General features: G+C 60.2%; 13 protein-coding genes and 1 pseudogene. 10 read left to right on the top strand and 4 right to left on the bottom strand.

Going from position 1 to position 17,661, the window contains the following annotated elements; genetic code table 11:
* The first annotated feature begins 60 nt into the window (after positions 1-60).
* Positions 61-1,263 (top strand): acyltransferase family protein, encoded by a 1,203-nt coding sequence (locus ACRC4F_RS02490; protein WP_438657933.1) that lies wholly within the window; start codon positions 61-63, stop codon positions 1,261-1,263.
* 66 nt (positions 1,264-1,329) lie between these two features.
* Here ACRC4F_RS02490 and ACRC4F_RS02485 read toward each other — a convergent pair whose 3' ends face one another.
* On the bottom strand, positions 1,330-2,238 hold the full coding sequence (locus ACRC4F_RS02485) for a hypothetical protein (protein WP_438657932.1): 909 nt from the start codon (positions 2,236-2,238) through the stop codon (positions 1,330-1,332).
* A gap of 315 nt (positions 2,239-2,553) precedes the next feature.
* Here ACRC4F_RS02485 and ACRC4F_RS02480 point away from each other — a divergent pair, with 315 nt between their 5' ends.
* On the top strand, positions 2,554-2,859 hold the full coding sequence (locus tag ACRC4F_RS02480; protein ID WP_438657931.1) for a DUF6388 family protein: 306 nt from the start codon (positions 2,554-2,556) through the stop codon (positions 2,857-2,859).
* Positions 2,860-2,899: 40 nt separating this feature from the next.
* Here the strand turns inward: ACRC4F_RS02480 and nadC are convergent, their stop codons facing one another.
* On the bottom strand, positions 2,900-3,748 hold the full coding sequence (gene nadC / locus ACRC4F_RS02475; protein ID WP_438657930.1) for a carboxylating nicotinate-nucleotide diphosphorylase: 849 nt from the start codon (positions 3,746-3,748) through the stop codon (positions 2,900-2,902).
* Positions 3,749-4,033: 285 nt separating this feature from the next.
* Between nadC and ACRC4F_RS02470 the strand changes: the two genes are divergently transcribed.
* The 5 genes and pseudogenes from ACRC4F_RS02470 (at position 4,034) to ACRC4F_RS02450 (ending at position 9,917) form a co-directional block, all read left to right on the top strand.
* A complete protein-coding gene (locus ACRC4F_RS02470) occupies positions 4,034-6,229 on the top strand; it encodes a DUF1631 domain-containing protein (protein ID WP_438657929.1) in 2,196 nt (731 codons plus the stop codon).
* 64 nt (positions 6,230-6,293) lie between these two features.
* Positions 6,294-6,869 carry a 1,6-anhydro-N-acetylmuramyl-L-alanine amidase AmpD gene (ampD, locus tag ACRC4F_RS02465; RefSeq protein ID WP_438657928.1) on the top strand — a complete coding sequence of 192 codons (576 nt, stop codon included), beginning with the start codon at positions 6,294-6,296 and terminating at the stop codon, positions 6,867-6,869.
* Complete coding sequence (gene ampE, locus ACRC4F_RS02460) at positions 6,866-7,702, top strand: regulatory signaling modulator protein AmpE (RefSeq protein WP_438657927.1); 837 nt, start codon at positions 6,866-6,868, stop codon at positions 7,700-7,702. The genes ampD and ampE overlap by 4 nt, the downstream gene beginning before the upstream one ends.
* A 217-nt stretch (positions 7,703-7,919) precedes the next feature.
* Positions 7,920-9,011, top strand: a pseudogene (locus ACRC4F_RS02455) (methyl-accepting chemotaxis protein); the annotation flags it as partial.
* Positions 8,988-9,917: a methyl-accepting chemotaxis protein gene (locus ACRC4F_RS02450; RefSeq protein WP_438657994.1), complete on the top strand. Its 930-nt coding sequence runs from the start codon at positions 8,988-8,990 to the stop codon at positions 9,915-9,917. The pseudogene ACRC4F_RS02455 and the gene ACRC4F_RS02450, both read left to right, overlap by 24 nt.
* A gap of 29 nt (positions 9,918-9,946) precedes the next feature.
* Here the strand turns inward: ACRC4F_RS02450 and ACRC4F_RS02445 are convergent, their stop codons facing one another.
* Positions 9,947-10,723: a TatD family hydrolase gene (locus ACRC4F_RS02445; protein ID WP_438657926.1), complete on the bottom strand. Its 777-nt coding sequence runs from the start codon at positions 10,721-10,723 to the stop codon at positions 9,947-9,949.
* A 3-nt stretch (positions 10,724-10,726) separates the two neighbouring features.
* Entirely contained in the window at positions 10,727-11,722 is a 996-nt protein-coding gene (gene cra / locus ACRC4F_RS02440) for a catabolite repressor/activator (protein ID WP_438657925.1), read from the bottom strand.
* Positions 11,723-12,013: 291 nt separating this feature from the next.
* Here cra and ptsP point away from each other — a divergent pair, with 291 nt between their 5' ends.
* Genes ptsP through ACRC4F_RS02425 form a run of 3 tightly spaced genes read left to right on the top strand, consistent with a single transcriptional unit; the run spans position 12,014 to position 17,567 of the window.
* Positions 12,014-14,875 carry a phosphoenolpyruvate--protein phosphotransferase gene (gene ptsP / locus ACRC4F_RS02435; RefSeq protein ID WP_438657924.1) on the top strand — a complete coding sequence of 954 codons (2,862 nt, stop codon included), beginning with the start codon at positions 12,014-12,016 and terminating at the stop codon, positions 14,873-14,875.
* Positions 14,875-15,816: a 1-phosphofructokinase gene (gene pfkB / locus ACRC4F_RS02430; protein ID WP_438657923.1), complete on the top strand. Its 942-nt coding sequence runs from the start codon at positions 14,875-14,877 to the stop codon at positions 15,814-15,816. Before ptsP ends, pfkB begins: the two co-directional genes overlap by 1 nt.
* 11 nt (positions 15,817-15,827) lie before the next feature.
* Positions 15,828-17,567 (top strand): PTS fructose-like transporter subunit IIB, encoded by a 1,740-nt coding sequence (locus tag ACRC4F_RS02425; RefSeq protein ID WP_438657922.1) that lies wholly within the window; start codon positions 15,828-15,830, stop codon positions 17,565-17,567.
* Positions 17,568-17,661 lie beyond the last annotated feature (94 nt).

Raw genomic sequence — 17,661 nt, 5'->3', positions numbered from 1 at the left:
ATGGGTTTTTACGAAGGGCATTGATACCATGCGCCCAACCCATCGTATAAGTAGGCTTCTGTGAGTAAGCAAAGTGGAATGGTGCGCGTCGAGCATTTGGACGGGCTGCGCGGACTGGCTGCGCTGCTTGTTGTCGTCACCCATTACGTCCAGACTTTTGTCCCTGGGGTATTTAACCCTGAACCCACCATCCAGCACGGGTATGAAGTCTTATTTGCGACTACGCCGCTCAATATCATTTTGAATGGCCACTTCTGGGTGGCGGTTTTTTTCGTATTGAGTGGGTACGTGTTGAGTTTGCCGGGTCAGACAAATCCATCTACCCGATGGGCCGTCAGCGCTGCGGCCAAGCGCTTCCCACGATTAATGCTACCGGCCTTTGCCTCAGCTGTATTTGCCTGGGTGGTGGGGGCGCTGACGCAAGGAAAATATCTGGCGGTGGTGTATCCGACGACCTTGTCGCTGATGACAAACCAGTACGCCGACGTTGGTTCTTTCTGGTCAACCGTGTTGCGCGATGGCATCGGCTTCTTCTACATCGGCTATAGCCCCATCAACCCGGTGCTCTGGACGCTGAGTATTGAACTGATAGGTTCTTTGTTCGTCATTGCAATCGTATGGCTTATTCCTGAGTTCAAGCGGAGGTGCCTCGCCTGTCTCGTTGTCGTTGTACTGGTGGCTGGTCATTATTGGTTCCCGGCGTTTGCGCTGGGAATAATTGCCGGTGAAATCATGGCCAGATTTACATTTTTTGGTCCCCTCAAAGCATTGGCAATATTGGTCTCTGTGGTGCTGGCGTTATGGATGGGGTCTTACCCCTATTACGGCATCATGGACGGCGTGTGGGGTTATCTGCCTGTCGTTCCGGGAAACAATTTCGACTTCTATTCAAGCATGGGGGCATTTTTTGCTGTCATGGCCGTTAGTATTTCACTGACAGCCAAGTCGGTACTCAGCAGCAGAGTGTTTCGCTACCTGGGCGACATATCCTTTGCTGTCTATCTGATTCACTTTCCACTGCTGACGTGCATTGCGACCTATTTTGTGCACGTTGCCCTGCAGTACTTTTCCTACTGGAATGCCCTTATGGTCGCATTGGTTCCCAGCATGGCTATCGTTTGGCTATCTGCCGAGGTATTCCGCAAGGCTGTCGATCTCCCTTCCATACGGATGTCGAGATGGGTCGGCAAAAAGGTTTCCAATGCGTATCTGATGATTAATCAGAAGGCCCCTGATGCGCTCGGCCGCCCGCTGGATAGCTAACGAGAATGTGAGAATCGTCGGGGATTGGGGTGACGAAGTACGATGTACTCGCCACCCCGTCCCGGATTACTTCACTTTTCTGCTCAGATCTTCCACGGTGCGTTTGAGCTGATCCAGTTGATTGTCCTGGTCGCTGACTTCCCGCTTGAGGCTGGACAGATCGCTGGAGCTCGAGCTGGAACTCGATCCGGCGCTGCGCTTGAGGTCTTCCACCTGACTGGCAAGCCTTTTCAGGTCGTTGTCCTGTTGGTTGACGGTACGCTTCAGGTCGCTCACTTCGCTGGAACTGGAATTCGAACTGGAGCTCGAACCGCTGCTGCGTTTGAGATCGTCCATCTGACTGGCGAGCTTTTTCAGGTTGTTGTCCTGTTCGCTGACCGTGCGCTTGAGATCGCTGACTTCGCTGGAACTGGAGCTGGAATTCGAGGTGCTATTGCGTTTAAGTTCGTCCACGGCCTTGGCGAGGTTTACCAAACCGGTGTTCTGATCACTGACCGTGCGTTTGAGGTCATTGACTTCGCCGGCGCTGGAGCTGGAACTCGAGCCGCTGTTGCGTTTGAACTCGTCCATGGCTTTGGCGAGGTTTTTCAGCGCCGTTTCCTGGTCACTGACGGTGCGCTTGAGTTTGTCCAATTCGCCGGCATTCGAGCTTGAACTGGAACCCGTGTCCTTTTTGAGCTCTTCGATGAGTCGCGTCTGTGCATTGACGGTTTTCTTCAGCTCTTCCAGATCTGCCGTATCGGTTTTGACCATTTTTTGTAATTTTTCTACGTCTTCGATACTGATACCGGATTTGACCATCACGTCTGTGCCGTAATAGTTGTGGAAAACCAGGATTTTATCGGAAGAGTTTGCGCTGTCGGATTTGTACTCAAGGCCCGCTTCAGCCGAATCGGGCAGTATCAGGCCGCCGAAAAGAAGGGCAGCCATGCCGGTTGCTAATAGAGTAGACGGAAGCTTTGAAAAATTGTGCATCACCGGGTTCCTTGTGAAGTGCCTAGATGGCACATCGCTATGACTTTACCTTTTGAACGTTGTTCCTGGGTAGCAAGGGAAAATTTTCAGAAAGCCCGATCAACGGTTTTTTTGTAGATTTGATGTAAAAGTCCATATAAATCGTCGACCAAACGTCCTATATTCGGACGTTGAACACGCACCACTTTGCAGTTTTCAGATGATCCCCGAATGGTTCTGAAGGCCAGACAAACCGGGCTTCAAACGGTTTTTTGCGTCAGAGAGATCCTTGATGATCCAGATCCATCTTCCATTCCCCAGATCAGCGAGAACGCCATGACCGTTAAAGAATTGAGTCAAGAAGCCAGACACGAAGAAGCGCTTAAAAAGTATCTGCTGGAGTCGCCCCAGCTAGCCGAAGAGATCAAGGACCTGCCAGCCGACGATCAGAAAGACCAGATCCAGTGGGCGTTCGAGGATGAGGCGGAATCCCAGGGCTTGCAGCCGTGGGAGCTGACGCTCAAGTACACCTCGACCCCTGAAGAGTTCGAGGCTGCGCGCCTGGTGCTGCACAAGGAGGCGGCCGAGGTATTGGGCGTCGAGTGGGAAGAGTACTGCGAGATGAACAATCTGGTGGTCTGACAAAAACGCCAGCCTCAATGAGGCTGGCGTTTTTTCATGCTCAGAGGCTCAGACGCATCGACAGGTCGACAGCCTTCACATCCTTGGTCATTGCACCAATCGAGATGTAATCCACGCCGGTTTCGGCGATCGGCAGCAGCGTGCTTTCGTTGATGCCGCCGCTGGCTTCCAGTTTCGCTTTGCCTGCGTTCAGGCGCACCGCTTCACGCATGTCATCCAGGCTCAGCTCGTCGAGCATGATGATGTCTGCGCCCGCCGCCAGGGCTTCTTTCAATTCCGCCAGGTTCTCCACTTCAATCTCGACCGGCTTGCCCGGGGCGATCTTGTGCGCAGCGTTAATGGCTTCAGGAATGCCACCGCAGGCGGCGATGTGGTTTTCCTTGATCAGGAAGGCGTCGTAAAGGCCGATGCGGTGGTTGTGGCAACCGCCGCAGGTCACGGCGTACTTCTGCGCCAGACGCAGCCCCGGCAGGGTTTTACGGGTGTCGAGCAACTTCACCTGAGTCTCGGCGACAAAGTCCGCCAGGTATTGCGCACGAGTGGCCACGCCCGAGAGCATTTGCATGAAGTTCAGCGCACAACGTTCGCCAGTCAGCAACGAGCGGGCCGGGCCTTCGAGGTGGAACAGCGCCTGATTGGGTTTCACCCGTTCGCCGTCGCGCACCTGCCAGTGCACCGCGACCCGTGGATCGAGCTGCCGGAAAACGGCATCGACCCACGCGGTGCCGGCGATGACTGCGGCGTCGCGGGTGATGATGGTGGCTTTGGCCAGGCGTTCGGCCGGGATCAGTTGCGCGGTGATGTCGCCGCTGCCGATGTCTTCGAGCAACGCACGGCGCACGTTGGCTTCGATTTCGGCGGTCAAATCGGCGAGACGTAGATTCGGCATAACGGGCTCCACAAACAAAGTGGCCCGATTATAGGGCCATGGCGCAAGGCAACCCAAGGCATCAGAGGCGTTCCCGTCGCATGCAAACCTGCATTTGGTCGATTCCCTTGAATCATCGGCAGTAAGTCAGCGTCTTCCCTACGCGTCTATTTCAAGGCGAAACGCAGAGTCTGCTGGCACACAGGGACTCTTTTACAAGATAATCCGCCTTGCTTTTGACGTCATGGGTTTGACGTGGTCTTGGGTGCACGATTATTCGCAGAATCACCGCTTCAGGAGGCTTGGATGCACAACGACGGGAATGTAGTGCCTTTGCGCAAGGCGACTACCGATCAGGCGATGCAGTCGCCGCTCGCCCGCTTGCCTGTGATTCTGCTTCAGGTTCGCGACAAGGCCACTCAACAGCTCAGGCATGGTTTGCAGGACCTGTTTGATAACGCCGACGACACGCTGTTCGAAATGGCCGACCGGGCCCGCAATGACGTCGAGCAGAACCTCTTCTTCGAAGCCATGCGCGATTTGCGACTGAAGCGAAAAAGCATCGAGCGCGGTTTCCTCGAACAATTCTTCGAGGCATTCGTCAGCCTCTCGCAGTTTGAAAGCACCCTGGCTGCCACTCAGGCATTGGCGTCCGATGCGGGTGCATTGCCCAATGATGATCTGGAACGCAGTGTTGCGGTGGACGCCATGGTCAGCAAAGTGCTGAACCGCGACGGTTTCGCCCTTGACCAACTGACGGCCCGACTCAGTGCTCTGCTGGGCAGGGCGCTGGACGAACAGCACAACCCGTTGGGGCCGGAGCGGCTCTGTGAGTATTTCTTGCAGGCCTGGCGCAACCTGGGGGTGGAGATCAAGGTCAAGCTGATCATCCTCAAGCTGTTCGACCGCTACGTGCTCAGCAACGCTGATCAGCTGTATGCCGAAGCCAATCAGCTGCTCATCGCTACCGGTGTGTTGCCTGATCTCAAGCCCGCTCCCACGCGGCGTGCCACCGATCATGCGGCCGCCAGCGCCCATGCCGAACCTGTCGAAGTCGGCATCCACACACCGATCGACGAAGGCGTGCAGGAAGTCTTCGCCGCTTTGCAGGAACTGTTACTGCACGTGCGCGGCAGCGTCGCACCCACCCTCGAGGCGAGTGCCCAGACTCAGCCCATTTCCACCCGCGACCTGATGCGCCTGCTCTCGCACTTACAGCAATACGTGCCCGCGCTGGCAACCCAGGACGACTTCGACCTGCGTAACCAGCTCGAACAATTGCTGACCCGGGTCAGCGTCAAAAGCGGCAAGTCGCGTGTCGTCGGCGTGGCTGACGAAGACGTGATCAACCTGATCGCGATGCTGTTCGAATGCATCCTCGATGACCGCAACCTGCCGGATTCTCTCAAGGCGCTGATTGGCCGATTGCAGATCCCGATGCTCAAGGTCGCGGTGCTCGACAAGAGCTTCTTCAGTCGCGCCAGCCACCCGGCCCGGCGTCTGCTCAACGAGATCGCCGCTGCCGCCATGGGGTGGGGCGAGTGCGATAACCACCAGCGTGACAGCCTCTATCTGCGCATCGAGCAAGTGGTGCAGCGGCTGTTGAATGACTTTGTTGACGATCCGGCGATCTTCTCCGAGTTGCTCGCGGATTTTCTCGCCTTCACCGGTGATGAGCGCCGTCGCAGTGAACTGCTGGAGCAGCGCACCCGTGACGCCGAAGAAGGCCGCGCCAGGACTGAGCTGGCTCGCCAGCGTGTCGAGCAGGCGCTGAATCAGGCGCTGTTGGGAAAAATGCTGCCCCAAGGTGTGGTGGTTTTTGTTCAGGACGCCTGGAGCAAAGTGCTGCTGTTGACCTGCCTCAAGCATGGTGATGCGTCGGCGCAATGGCATGCCGATGTGCAGGTCATGGAGCAATTGATCTGGAGCGTGCAGCGCCATGACGAGCCCGATGCAAGCCTGCGTTTGTTGGCGCTGGTGCCAGGCTTGCTGAAGTCCTTGCGCGACGGGCTGAGCAGCTCGGCCTTCGATCCATTCGCGACCAGTGAGTTTTTCAGTGAGCTGGAAACCTTGCACCTGCAACTGTTCGAGCGCCCGGGCCAGGCCGTTGAACAACCCGTCGAGCCGCCGGTAATGGTCGAAGTGCTGCAGGAAATCGTGCTGCGAACCGCCGACGAGGGCCCGGCGGATGAGGTGTCGGTGCGGTTGCCGGTGGACGATGCCGGTTTGCTTCAGGTCGATCAATTGCGCATCGGCAGTTGGGTCGAGTTCCAGGAAGACGATGAAAACACCCTGCGTTGCAAACTGGCGGCGATCATCGAGGCCACCGGGAAATACATCTTCGTCGACCGCACCGGAATGAAAGTGCTGGAGCGCAGCCGCACCGGTCTGGCCCTGGAGTTTCGCCGTGGCGCGGTGCGGGCGCTGGACGATACCTTGCTGTTCGACCGGGCCCTGGAGTCAGTGCTTGGCAATCTGCGGCGTCTCAATCGCGGCAAGTGATCGCGCCCCGAGGGTCTATCGCGGCATACTGGGCGCCAACACAGTCGTCGTTGAAGGAACCTGTATGCAGTTGGACCCCGCGAGCGGTTGGTGTCAGGGCGTGCATGTCTGCCCGTCGCCCAACTTCAATGCGCGCCCCTCGGGCGAAATTTCCCTGCTGGTGATCCACAACATCAGCCTGCCGCCAGCACAGTTCGCCACCGGCAAGGTGCAGGAATTTTTCCAGAATCGTCTGGATGTCACGGAGCATCCCTACTTTGAGGGGATTGCTGGTCTGCGGGTGTCTGCGCACTTTCTGATCGAACGTGACGGCACCGTCACTCAGTTTGTCTCTTGTCTGGAGCGCGCCTGGCACGCCGGCGTCTCGAGTTTCGAGGGGCGGGAAACCTGTAACGATTTTTCCGTGGGTATCGAGCTTGAAGGCACGGATGATCTGCCGTTCACCGACGCCCAGTATCACGCGTTGACCACGCTGACCCTACAGCTGCAAAACACCTTTACGGCGATCACCGCGCAACGGATCTGCGGGCACAGCGACATCGCACCGGGACGCAAGACGGATCCGGGACCTGCGTTCGACTGGGCACGCTATCGCGCCGCCCTGGCAAAAGCCGCTTTGGAACAAGAGGAACAACAATGAGTTTTCTGGTGTTGCTGTTGGCTGTCTGGATCGAGAAGTTCTCGGCCCTGCGCCATCGGGTCCAGCGTGATGGCGGTTGGGTGCGTGAGCTGAACAAGCTTGAAGTCAGCCCGCGCCTGATCGATCGGCCATGGCTGATATTAGTGGTGCTGGTGTTGCTGCCGGTGGCGCTGCTGGGTTTGTTGCTGGTGGTGCTGGAACCGGTGGCCTACGGGTTGCTGGCGTTGCCGGTGCACCTGCTGGTGGTGATTTACAGCCTGGGCCGCGGCGATTTGCTGGCCGGCCTCGGGCCGTTTCGCGATGCCTGGCGCCGGGAAGACCTGCAGGCGGCTGCCCATGTGGCGAAGCGCGACCTGGAAATCTGCGCCGATAGCGGCGAGCAACTGCTTGAGCGGGTCGAAGGTCATTTGCTGTGGGAGGCTTACCAGAGCTTTTTCGCAGTGATTTTCTGGTACTTCGTGCTGGGCCCGGTCGCAGCCCTGAGCTACCGACTGCTGGCGTTGGCCGAAGAGCACGGGCAGAACCCGGCCGTGGTCGAACGCGCTGCACAATTGCGTCATGCGTTCGATTGGGTGCCGGTGCGCCTGTTGGCGGCCAGTTTCGCGCTGGTCGGAAACTTTGTGGCGGTGAGCCGGGTGATGTTGCATGAACTGCTGAACTGGAACATCAGCGCCGCTCAGCTGATCGAGAAAGTCGGGCTGGTGGCCGGTGAAATTCCTGCACCGGTCGTCGGACCGGATGGCATCAATAGCCTGGACCGGATCTGGGAGTTGCTGCTGCGTGCGGCGGTGCTCTGGTATGCAGGTTTTGCGTTGTGGACCGTCCTCCCTTAAACGCCTTCCCCACGAGCCGCTGGCGCAGCCTGCGCCAGCGGCTACAGGTACGCGCGTACCTCGTTAACCTTAAGTTACAAAACCCCCTGCCGATTTAAGCTATACAGAGTCAGCGCTAAATAGTGGCTATGTGCCGTCGATCCGCGCCTGCCAATAAAAATAAGAATCAAAAGGGAGACTTCCAGTGAAGAGCTTGCTCTATCCCGCCGTCGCGCTGATGAATCGCCTGAGCTTCGGCATGAAGTTCAGCCTGATCAGTGTGCTGTTCCTCGTGCCGATGCTGGTGACCAACTTCTATTTGGTTCGCGATTCCTATCGTGAATTCCAGGGCACCCAGGTCGAGCTGCAAAGCCTCGACCTGCTCGGCAGCAGCCTGACGCTGCGGCGTGATCTGGAAACCCTGAACAATCTGGTGCAGATCAACGTCACCCTCGGCCAGTCCGGCAAGGCCGGCAACGTCGAGACGAAGATCAGCACGCTGGAGCAAGGTGTTCTGGCCCGCCTGCAAGGGCTGACGGCGATGACCACGGACCCTGAGCAGATCACCGTTTTCGACGCCAAGCGCGATGAAATGATCGCCGGCTTCAAGGCCCAGCAGGCGGAAACCTCCCTGCAAAGTAAAAGTGCGCTGATCGGCAAATTGCTCGGCAATGCGCAGATTTTCAGCCAGATCATCGCCACTCAGGCCGGCCTGAGCCGCGACAGTCAAAGCGATATGCGCCAGCTCAGCGAACTCATTACCAACGTCACGCCACCGGTGACCCAGATCCTGGGCGACGGCCGGGCGATGGGTTCCTATTCGCTGGGGCAGGGTTTTCTGAATTCGTCGTCGAGCACACGATTCGATGAGCTGCTGGCACAAATCGAAAAGCTCCAGGGCGAATACGGTTTGAAGCTGAATGACGCATTGGGCTCCAGCAAGGCCGCGCGTGAAACCCTGGCGAGCCAGGCCGAAAGCAGCAAGGCCTCGCTGAAAAAGGCCAATGAACTGTTCGAAGAACAGGTGGTGATGGCCGACACCCTCGATGCGCCGTGGCAGGCTTTTTACGATCAGGTCACCAGTCTGATGGACCAGACCTACCAACTCAACGAGGCCACCCTGACCTTTCTCGGCACCCAGTTGCAGCAGCGACTGGATCAGAACCGCACCCACATGGTCATGCAGGCTGTGGCGCTGTCGGTGGTGTTTGTGTTGATTTTTTATCTCTACGGCGGCTTCTACGCCTCGACCCGTACCACCCTCAAACGCCTCGGCGCGACGCTGGATAAAGTCGCAGCGGGTGACATGACGGTGACCTTTCGCGCCGAAAGTCGTGATGAGTTGGGCGAGTTGGGCGAGGTGTTCAACGGCACCGTGAAGAAAATCCATGACCTGATCGAGCGCGTAGGCCAGACCGTCAATGAGGTCGAGCGCCAGGCAGGGCAGGTCGAGAGTGTTTCTGCGCAAAGCAACCAGGCGGTGGCGGGGCAGCGCTCGCAGATCGAGCAGGTCGCCACGGCCATGAACCAGATGTCGGCCACCTCACTTGAGGTGGCGCGCAGTGCCGCCGCGGCGGTCAGCAGCGCTCACAGCGTCAACGACGAGACCATCAGCGGTCGCGGCCTGGTGGCGTCCCAGCAGGGCAGCATCGCGCAACTGGCCAGTGAGATCGATCAGTCGGTGCGGGTGATCAATCAATTGGCCAGCGACAGCCAGTCCATCAGCCGCGTGCTGGAAGTCATCAAAAGCATCGCCGAGCAGACCAACTTGCTGGCGCTCAACGCCGCGATCGAAGCCGCACGGGCCGGTGAGCAGGGGCGTGGTTTTGCAGTGGTGGCCGATGAGGTCCGGACCCTGGCCAAGCGCACTCAGCAATCGACCGAAGAAATCGAGCAGATGATCACCAAGCTGCAAAGCGGTGTCGGCGCGGCGGTGAAAGCCATGGGCGTCAGCCACCAAGTGGCTGATGGCACCGTGGGGCAGTCGGAAAAGGTTCAACAAGCGCTGGAAAACATCCTCGGCGCCGTCGGAATGATCGTCGACCAGAACCAGCAGATCGCCGCAGCCGTGGAGCAGCAGACCGCGGTGGCCCACGACATCGACCAGAACATCGTCGAGATCAACCGCGCAGGTGAACGCACCGCCGAAGGTGCGCACCAGACCGAAGATGCCAGCCGCGCGTTGTCGGCCCAGGTGGTGGAACTGAAACACCTGATCAGCGCGTTCCGGGTCTGACAGCCCACAGGTTTTTGTGCAGGGTTGATTTACCAGTTGAACAACTCGCAGGCATTGGCCGTGCTCGCGACAGCCAATTGCTCAGGGCTGATCGCCATGATGCCGGCCAGTACCGAGCAGATCGCCGGCAAATGCGCCGGGCTGTTGCGCTGACCGGGAAACATGGCGGGCGCCATGTCCGGCGAGTCGGTTTCCAGCACCACTGAATCAAGCGGCAGCTCGGCGAGCACGCGGTGCATGCGCAACGCCTGCGGCCAGGTCGCGGCACCGCCCAGGCCCAGTTTGAAACCCAGCTTGATGTACTCGCGCGCCTCTTCCTTGCTGCCGGCGAAGGCATGAATGATGCCTGCGCGCTTCAATCGAAACCGTTTGAGCGTGGCAATCACCGCCGCATGGCTGCGCCGCACATGAATCAGCGCCGGAAGATTGAAGTCCACCGCCAGTTGCAGTTGCGCGTCAAACAACGCCTGCTGGCGTTCACGGTCGAGGGTTTCGATGAAGTAATCCAGACCGATCTCGCCCACGGCACACAATTGCCGATGACCCGCCAGGCGGGTCAGCCAATCACCAAGTGCGGTTAAATCTTCAGGACGATGCTGGTCCAGATACACCGGATGCAACCCGAACGCCGCATGCAGATCGGGATCGCTTAGCACCAGGTCCCAGACCCGCTGCCAATTGCCCTGATAAACCCCCAGCACCACCATCCGCCGCACCCCGAGGGCGCGGCTTTCGGCGAGCAGCGCCGTGCGGTCCTCGTCGAAGTCCGGAAAGTCCAGATGAGTGTGGCTGTCGATCAGCTCCACGGTTCAGTCCTGGCGTATACGCTGCTTGAAGGTCCGCGCGATGGCCTGCACGCCGGGTTGGTAATCGGACTGCTCGATGGCGGCCAGGGCCAATGCCAGAGCCTTGTCGGCAATCAACTGATGCTGCTGGGCCATGGCGTTGACCGGCAGCGGCAGGAAGTCCAGCAATTGCGTGTCGCCGAAGGTGCCGAGGCGCAGTGGACGGGTTTTCAGCGGGTAATCGTGCAACGCGTCGAACACGCCCTGAAGCAGCACGTAGGACGTGGTCACCAGTGCATCCGGCAAATGCCCCAGACGCTGAAGTAATTCTTCCATCAACTGCTTGCCGCACTCGCGGCTGAACGACTCGCCGTGCTCGATCAGCACTTCACCTTTGAACCCGGTCAACGCTTCCTTGAACCCGGCAGCACGTTCCTGGCTGATGCTCAGCTCTGGCCGTGCGCCGATCAGCGCGATTTGCGTGGGCAGCGGATCGAGCAGGCTGCGGGTCAGGTGCAGGCTGGCCTCGCGATCATCGCTGATCACCGAACAGAAATGCTCAGGCTCCATCACCCGGTCGATGGCGATGATCGGCATGCCCTTGGCTTGCAACTGACGATAACTGTCGTCACCGGCCGGCAGGCAGCTGGCGACGATCAACGCATCACAGCGCCGGGCGCGGAACAGTTGCAGCAGTTGCCGTTCGCTGTCCGGCGCATCGTCGGAGCTGGCGATCAGCAATTGATAACCGCGAGCACGGGCGCCTTGTTCCAGCAATTTGGCAATGCGCGCGTAACTGGGGTTTTCCAGGTCCGGCAGAATGAAGCCCAAGGTGCGGGTGTGCCGACTGCGCAGCCCGGCTGCCTGGGGATTGGGAGTAAAGCCATGTTGTTCGACGACCGCACGGACGCGCTCGACGGTGGCACTGCTGATGCGTTGCTGTTCGGCCTTGCCATTAATGACATAACTGGCGGTGGTAACGGACACACCGGCCAACTGTGCGATATCACTGAGTTTCAACTCGGGAGTTCCTTGTTTGTTCGAGCTTGCCCCGACATTTTCGCCAATCCTAACCGATTCCGGTCGATGACCATTGCCTGCACGCTTCCGACAAGTTGGACTTCAAGGATGGGACATAATCGAGTAACGTGCCAATCATTCTAGATTAAACGTTTCAGCAGGCGTATTTTCTACGTTATAAGCGCATTTGGCCGGTTCTGCCGCGAAACCGACAAAAGTGATGACTAAGCGCCTAAGCTGGAATCATTCAAAACAATACCTGGCGCCCACAGACGCCAAAAAGGAGAAAGCATGCTCGAGCTCACCATAGAGCAGATATCCATGGGCCAGTCGGCAGTGGATAAGTCCGAAGCGTTGCAGCTGCTGGCCGGGCACCTGGTCACCGATGGCCTGGTGGCCGAGGGTTATCTCGCCGGTTTGCAGGCGCGTGAAGCCCAGGGCTCGACCTTTCTCGGCCAAGGTATTGCCATCCCCCACGGTACGCCGGAAACCCGCGATCAAGTGTTTTCTACTGGCGTGCGACTGATGCAATTCCCCGAAGGCGTCGACTGGGGTGACGGCCAGATGGTTTACCTGGCGATCGGCATCGCCGCCAAATCCGATGAACACCTGCGATTGCTGCAACTGCTGACCCGCGCTCTCGGTGAAACCGACCTGGGCCAGGCCCTGCGTCGCGCCAGTTCCGCCGAAGCCTTGTTGAAACTGCTGCAAGGCGCGCCGCAGGAACTGGCACTGGATGCACAGATGATCGGCCTCGGTGTTTCCGCCGACGACTTCGAAGAACTGGTGTGGCGCGGTGCGCGTTTGCTGCGCCAGGCGGATTGCGTGAGCAACGGTTTCTCCGCCGTGTTGCAGCAAGTCGAAGCGCTGCCGCTGGGCGATGGCCTGTGGTGGTTGCACAGCGAACAAACGGTCAAGCGTCCGGGCCTGGCCTTCGTCACGCCGGACAAACCCATGCGCTACCTCGGTCAGCCGCTCAGTGGCCTGTTCTGCCTGGCCAGCCTTGGCGAGGCGCATCAGGCTTTGCTCGAACGCCTGTGCGCGCTGTTGATCGAAGGTCGTGGCCACGAATTGGGCCGCGCCACCAACAGTCGGAAAGTCCTCGAAGTGCTGGGCGGTGAGCTGCCGGCGGACTGGCCGAGCGCGCGCATTGCCTTGGCCAACGCCCACGGTTTGCACGCCCGCCCGGCGAAGATCCTCGCGCAGTTGGCGAAAAGTTTTGACGGTGAAATCCGCGTGCGCATCGTCGAGGGCCAGGACAGCGCCGTGTCGGTGAAGAGCTTGAGCAAACTGCTCAGCCTCGGCGCCCGTCGCGGTCAGGTGCTGGAATTCGTCGCCGAACCGAGCATCGCCGCTGATGCTTTGCCAGCCTTGCTCGCCGCCATCGAAGAAGGCCTCGGTGAAGAAGTCGAGCCGTTGCCCGCCGTGAGCCAACAGCGTGAAGTGTTTGCTGATGTCGCCGAAATGCTTCTGGCACCAGCCTCCGGCAGCCTGGTCCAGGCGATTGCCGCTGCACCGGGGATCGCCATCGGTCCGGCGCACATTCAAGTGCTGCAAACCATCGATTACCCGTTGCGTGGCGAATCTGCGGCGATCGAGCGCGAGCGTCTCAAGCAGGCGCTGGTGCACGTGCGTCGCGACATCGAAGGCCTGATCGAGCGCAGCAAATCCAAGGCCATTCGCGAGATTTTCATCACTCACCAGGAAATGCTCGACGACCCGGAACTGACCGACGAAGTCGACACCCGCCTCAAGCAAGGCGAAAGCGCCGAAGCGGCCTGGATGGCGGTGATCGAAGCGGCGGCCAAGCAACAGGAATCGCTGCAGGATGCCTTGCTCGCCGAACGGGCTGCCGACTTGCGCGACATCGGCCGTCGGGTGCTGGCGCAACTCTGTGGTGTAGAAACTCCAAGTGAGCCCGATCAGCCGTACATTCTGGTGATGGACGAAGTCGGCCCGTCCGACGTCGCCCGTCTCGACCCGGCCCGCGTCGCCGGTATCCTCACGGCCCGCGGCGGTGCGACCGCTCACAGCGCGATTGTCGCCCGTGCGCTGGGCATTCCAGCCTTGGTCGGCGCCGGTGCAGCGGTGTTGCTGCTGGCGCCGGGCACGCCGTTGCTGATCGATGGCCAGCGCGGTCGCCTGCACGTCGACGCCGACGCAGCGACCCTGCAGCGCGCCACCGAAGAACGCGACACCCGCGAGCAACGGCTGAAAGCGGCCGCCGAACAACGTCATCAACCGGCACTGACCACTGACGGTCACGCGGTCGAAGTGTTCGCCAACATCGGCGAAAGCGCTGGCGTGACCAGCGCGGTGGAGCAGGGTGCTGAAGGCATCGGTTTGCTGCGCACCGAACTGATTTTCATGGCCCACTCACAGGCGCCGGACGAGGCGACCCAGGAAGTCGAATACCGTCGCGTCCTCGATGGTCTGGCCGGTCGTCCTCTGGTGGTGCGCACCCTCGACGTCGGTGGCGACAAACCGCTGCCGTACTGGCCGATCGCGAAAGAAGAAAACCCGTTCCTCGGCGTGCGTGGCATTCGCCTGACCTTGCAACGTCCGCAGGTCATGGAAGCGCAATTGCGCGCCTTGCTGCGTGCTGCCGACAACCGCCCGCTGCGGATCATGTTCCCCATGGTTGGCAGCGTTGATGAGTGGCGCCAGGCGCGGGACATGACCGAACGTCTGCGTCTTGAAATCCCGGTTGCGGACCTGCAACTGGGGATCATGATCGAAGTGCCATCGGCGGCCTTGCTGGCGCCGGTGCTGGCCAAGGAAGTCGACTTCTTCAGCGTCGGCACCAACGACCTGACCCAATACACCCTGGCCATCGACCGCGGTCATCCAACCTTGTCGGCCCAGGCGGACGGCTTGCACCCGGCGGTGCTGCAACTGATCGATATCACCGTGCGCGCGGCCCATGCCAACGGCAAGTGGGTGGGCGTTTGCGGCGAGCTGGCGGCCGATCCGCTGGCGGTGCCGGTGCTGGTCGGCCTCGGCGTGGACGAACTCAGCGTGTCGGGCCGCAGCATTGCCGAGGTCAAGGCGCGCATCCGCGAACTCAGCCTCAGCCAGACCAAAATTCTCGCCCAGCAGGCCCTGGCCGTGGGCAGCGCCAATGAAGTGCGCGCATTAGTGGAGGCCCTGTAATGGCCAGAATACTGACCCTGACCCTCAACCCGGCGCTGGACCTGACGGTGCAGTTGCCGCGCCTCGAGCCTGGCCAAGTCAATCGCAGCGACGAAATGCACACCCATGCCGCCGGTAAAGGCGTGAACGTGGCGCAGGTGCTGGCCGACCTCGGGCATCAGCTGACGGTCAGCGGTTTCCTCGGGGAGGACAACCTTCAAGCGTTCGAAACCCTGTTCGCCAAACGCGGTTTTGTCGATGCATTCATCCGCGTCCCCGGTGAGACGCGCAGTAACATCAAACTGGCGGAAAACGATGGGCGCATCACCGACATCAACGGTCCGGGGCCGATGGTCGATGAGGCGGCGCAGCAGGCATTGCTGGATCGACTCGATCAGATCGCGCCCGGTCATGACGCAGTCGTGGTGGCCGGTAGCCTGCCGCAAGGGATCAGTCCGCAGTGGTTGCAGGCGTTGATTGAGCGTTTGAAAAACCTCGGTCTGAACGTCGCCCTCGACAGCAGCGGTGAAGCGTTGCGCGCGGCACTCAAGGCCGGACCTTGGCTGATCAAACCGAACACCGAAGAGCTGGCCGACGCGCTGGGTTGCGAGGTGATATCGGTCGCGGCGCAAGCCGAAGCGGCGAGCCGTTTGCACGCTCAAGGCATCGAGCATGTAGTGATCTCCCATGGTGCCGATGGCGTGAACTGGTTCAGTGTCGGCTCGGCGATGCACGCCACGCCGCCCAAGGTCAGCGTTGTCAGCACGGTGGGCGCGGGCGATTCGTTGCTGGCCGGCATGCTCCACGGTCTGCTCAGTGCCGACACGCCTGAACAGACCTTGCGCACCGCCACGGCGATTGCCGCGATGGCGGTCACGCAGATCGGTTTCGGTATTGGCGATGCCGCGCAGTTGGCGCAGCTCGAACAGGGTGTGCGCGTGCGCCCCCTGACAGAACAATAAGAGGGTTTGTCATGAAGTTAGCCATTGTTACGGCCTGCCCGAACGGCATGGTCACCAGTGTGCTGTGCGCCCGCTTGCTCGACGCAGCGGCCCAGCGTCAGGGCTGGAGCACCAGCGTCGAAGTGGTGGATGCCGCGCATCCGGAACGTCAGCTGTCGACGGCCACGATTGAAGCCGCCGAGTGGGTGTTGCTGGTCACCAGTACCCCGGTGGATATGTCGCGGTTTATTGGCAAGCGCGTGTTCCAGAGTACGCCGGCCCAGGCGTTGCAGGATGTCGAAGCGGTGCTGCGCCGCGGTGCTGAAGAAGCTCAGGTGTATGTCGCGCCCGAAGCGGTCGCCGAGCCTGTTGTGGTCAGCCAAAGTGCACCGCGATTGGTCGCGATCACGGCGTGCCCGACCGGTGTCGCTCACACGTTCATGGCCGCCGAAGCCTTGCAGCAGGCGGCCAAGCGTCTGGGCTACGACCTGCAAGTGGAAACCCAGGGCTCGGTCGGTGCGCGCAATCCACTCAGCGCCGCAGCGATTGCCGATGCTGATGTGGTTCTGCTGGCTTGTGATATCGAAGTCGCCACCGAGCGTTTTGCCGGTAAGAAAATCTACCGTTGCGGCACCGGCATTGCGTTGAAGCAAGCCGAAGCGACGCTCAACAAAGCGCTGGCCGAAGGCAAGCAGGAAACCGCTGCGACCGGCGCCCAAGGCCCGGCCAAACAAGAGAAGACTGGCGTCTATAAACACCTGCTGACGGGCGTGTCTTTTATGTTGCCGATGGTGGTGGCGGGCGGACTGATGATCGCCTTGTCGTTCGTGTTCGGCATCACCGCGTTCAAGGAGGAAGGCACACTCGCCGCCGCCCTGATGCAAATCGGCGGCGAGACCGCGTTCAAGTTGATGGTGCCGCTGCTGGCAGGGTACATCGCCTACTCGATCGCCGACCGTCCGGGCCTCGCGCCGGGAATGATCGGTGGTCTGCTGGCGAGCACCCTGGGCGCCGGTTTTATCGGCGGGATCATTGCCGGTTTCATCGCCGGTTACGCGGCGCAGGCGATCAATCGTTACGCGCGCTTGCCGCAAAGTCTTGAAGCGCTGAAACCGATCCTTATCATCCCGTTGCTGGCGAGCCTGTTCACCGGCCTGGTGATGATTTACATCGTCGGCAAACCGGTGGCCGGGATGCTCGAAGGGCTCACGCACTTCCTCGACAGCATGGGCACCACTAACGCGATTCTGCTCGGCGTGCTGCTGGGCGGGATGATGTGCGTCGACCTTGGCGGGCCGATCAACAAGGCCGCGTATGCGTTCTCGGTCGGGCTGCTGGCCTCGCAAAGTTATGCCCCGATGGCCGCGACCATGGCCGCCGGCATGGTGCCGCCGATTGGCTTGGGGATCGCCACGTTTATCGCACGTCGCAAATTTGCCCAGACCGAGCGCGAGGCGGGTAAAGCGGCGCTGGTGTTGGGGCTGTGTTTCATCTCAGAAGGCGCGATTCCGTTTGCCGCCAAAGACCCGCTGCGGGTGATTCCGGCGAGCATTGCCGGGGGCGCGCTGACCGGTGCACTGTCGATGTATTTCGGCTGCAAACTGATGGCGCCGCACGGTGGGTTGTTTGTGCTGGCGATCCCGAATGCGATCAATCATGCGCTGTTGTATCTGTTTGCGATTGTGGCCGGGAGTCTGTTGACGGCGGTGGCGTATGCGCTGCTCAAGCGGCCTGAATCGGTGGAACTGGCACTCGAGCCCGCCAAGGCCTGACACCAACCCCTGTGGGAGCGAGCCTGCTCGCGATAGCGGTGTGTCAGTCAACAATGAGGGTGTCTGACACACCGCAATCGCGAGCAGGCTCGCT

Source organism: Pseudomonas sp., from assembly GCF_051660785.1.
Classification (GTDB): domain Bacteria; phylum Pseudomonadota; class Gammaproteobacteria; order Pseudomonadales; family Pseudomonadaceae; genus Aquipseudomonas.
This window is presented reverse-complemented; position numbering and strand designations above follow the sequence as displayed.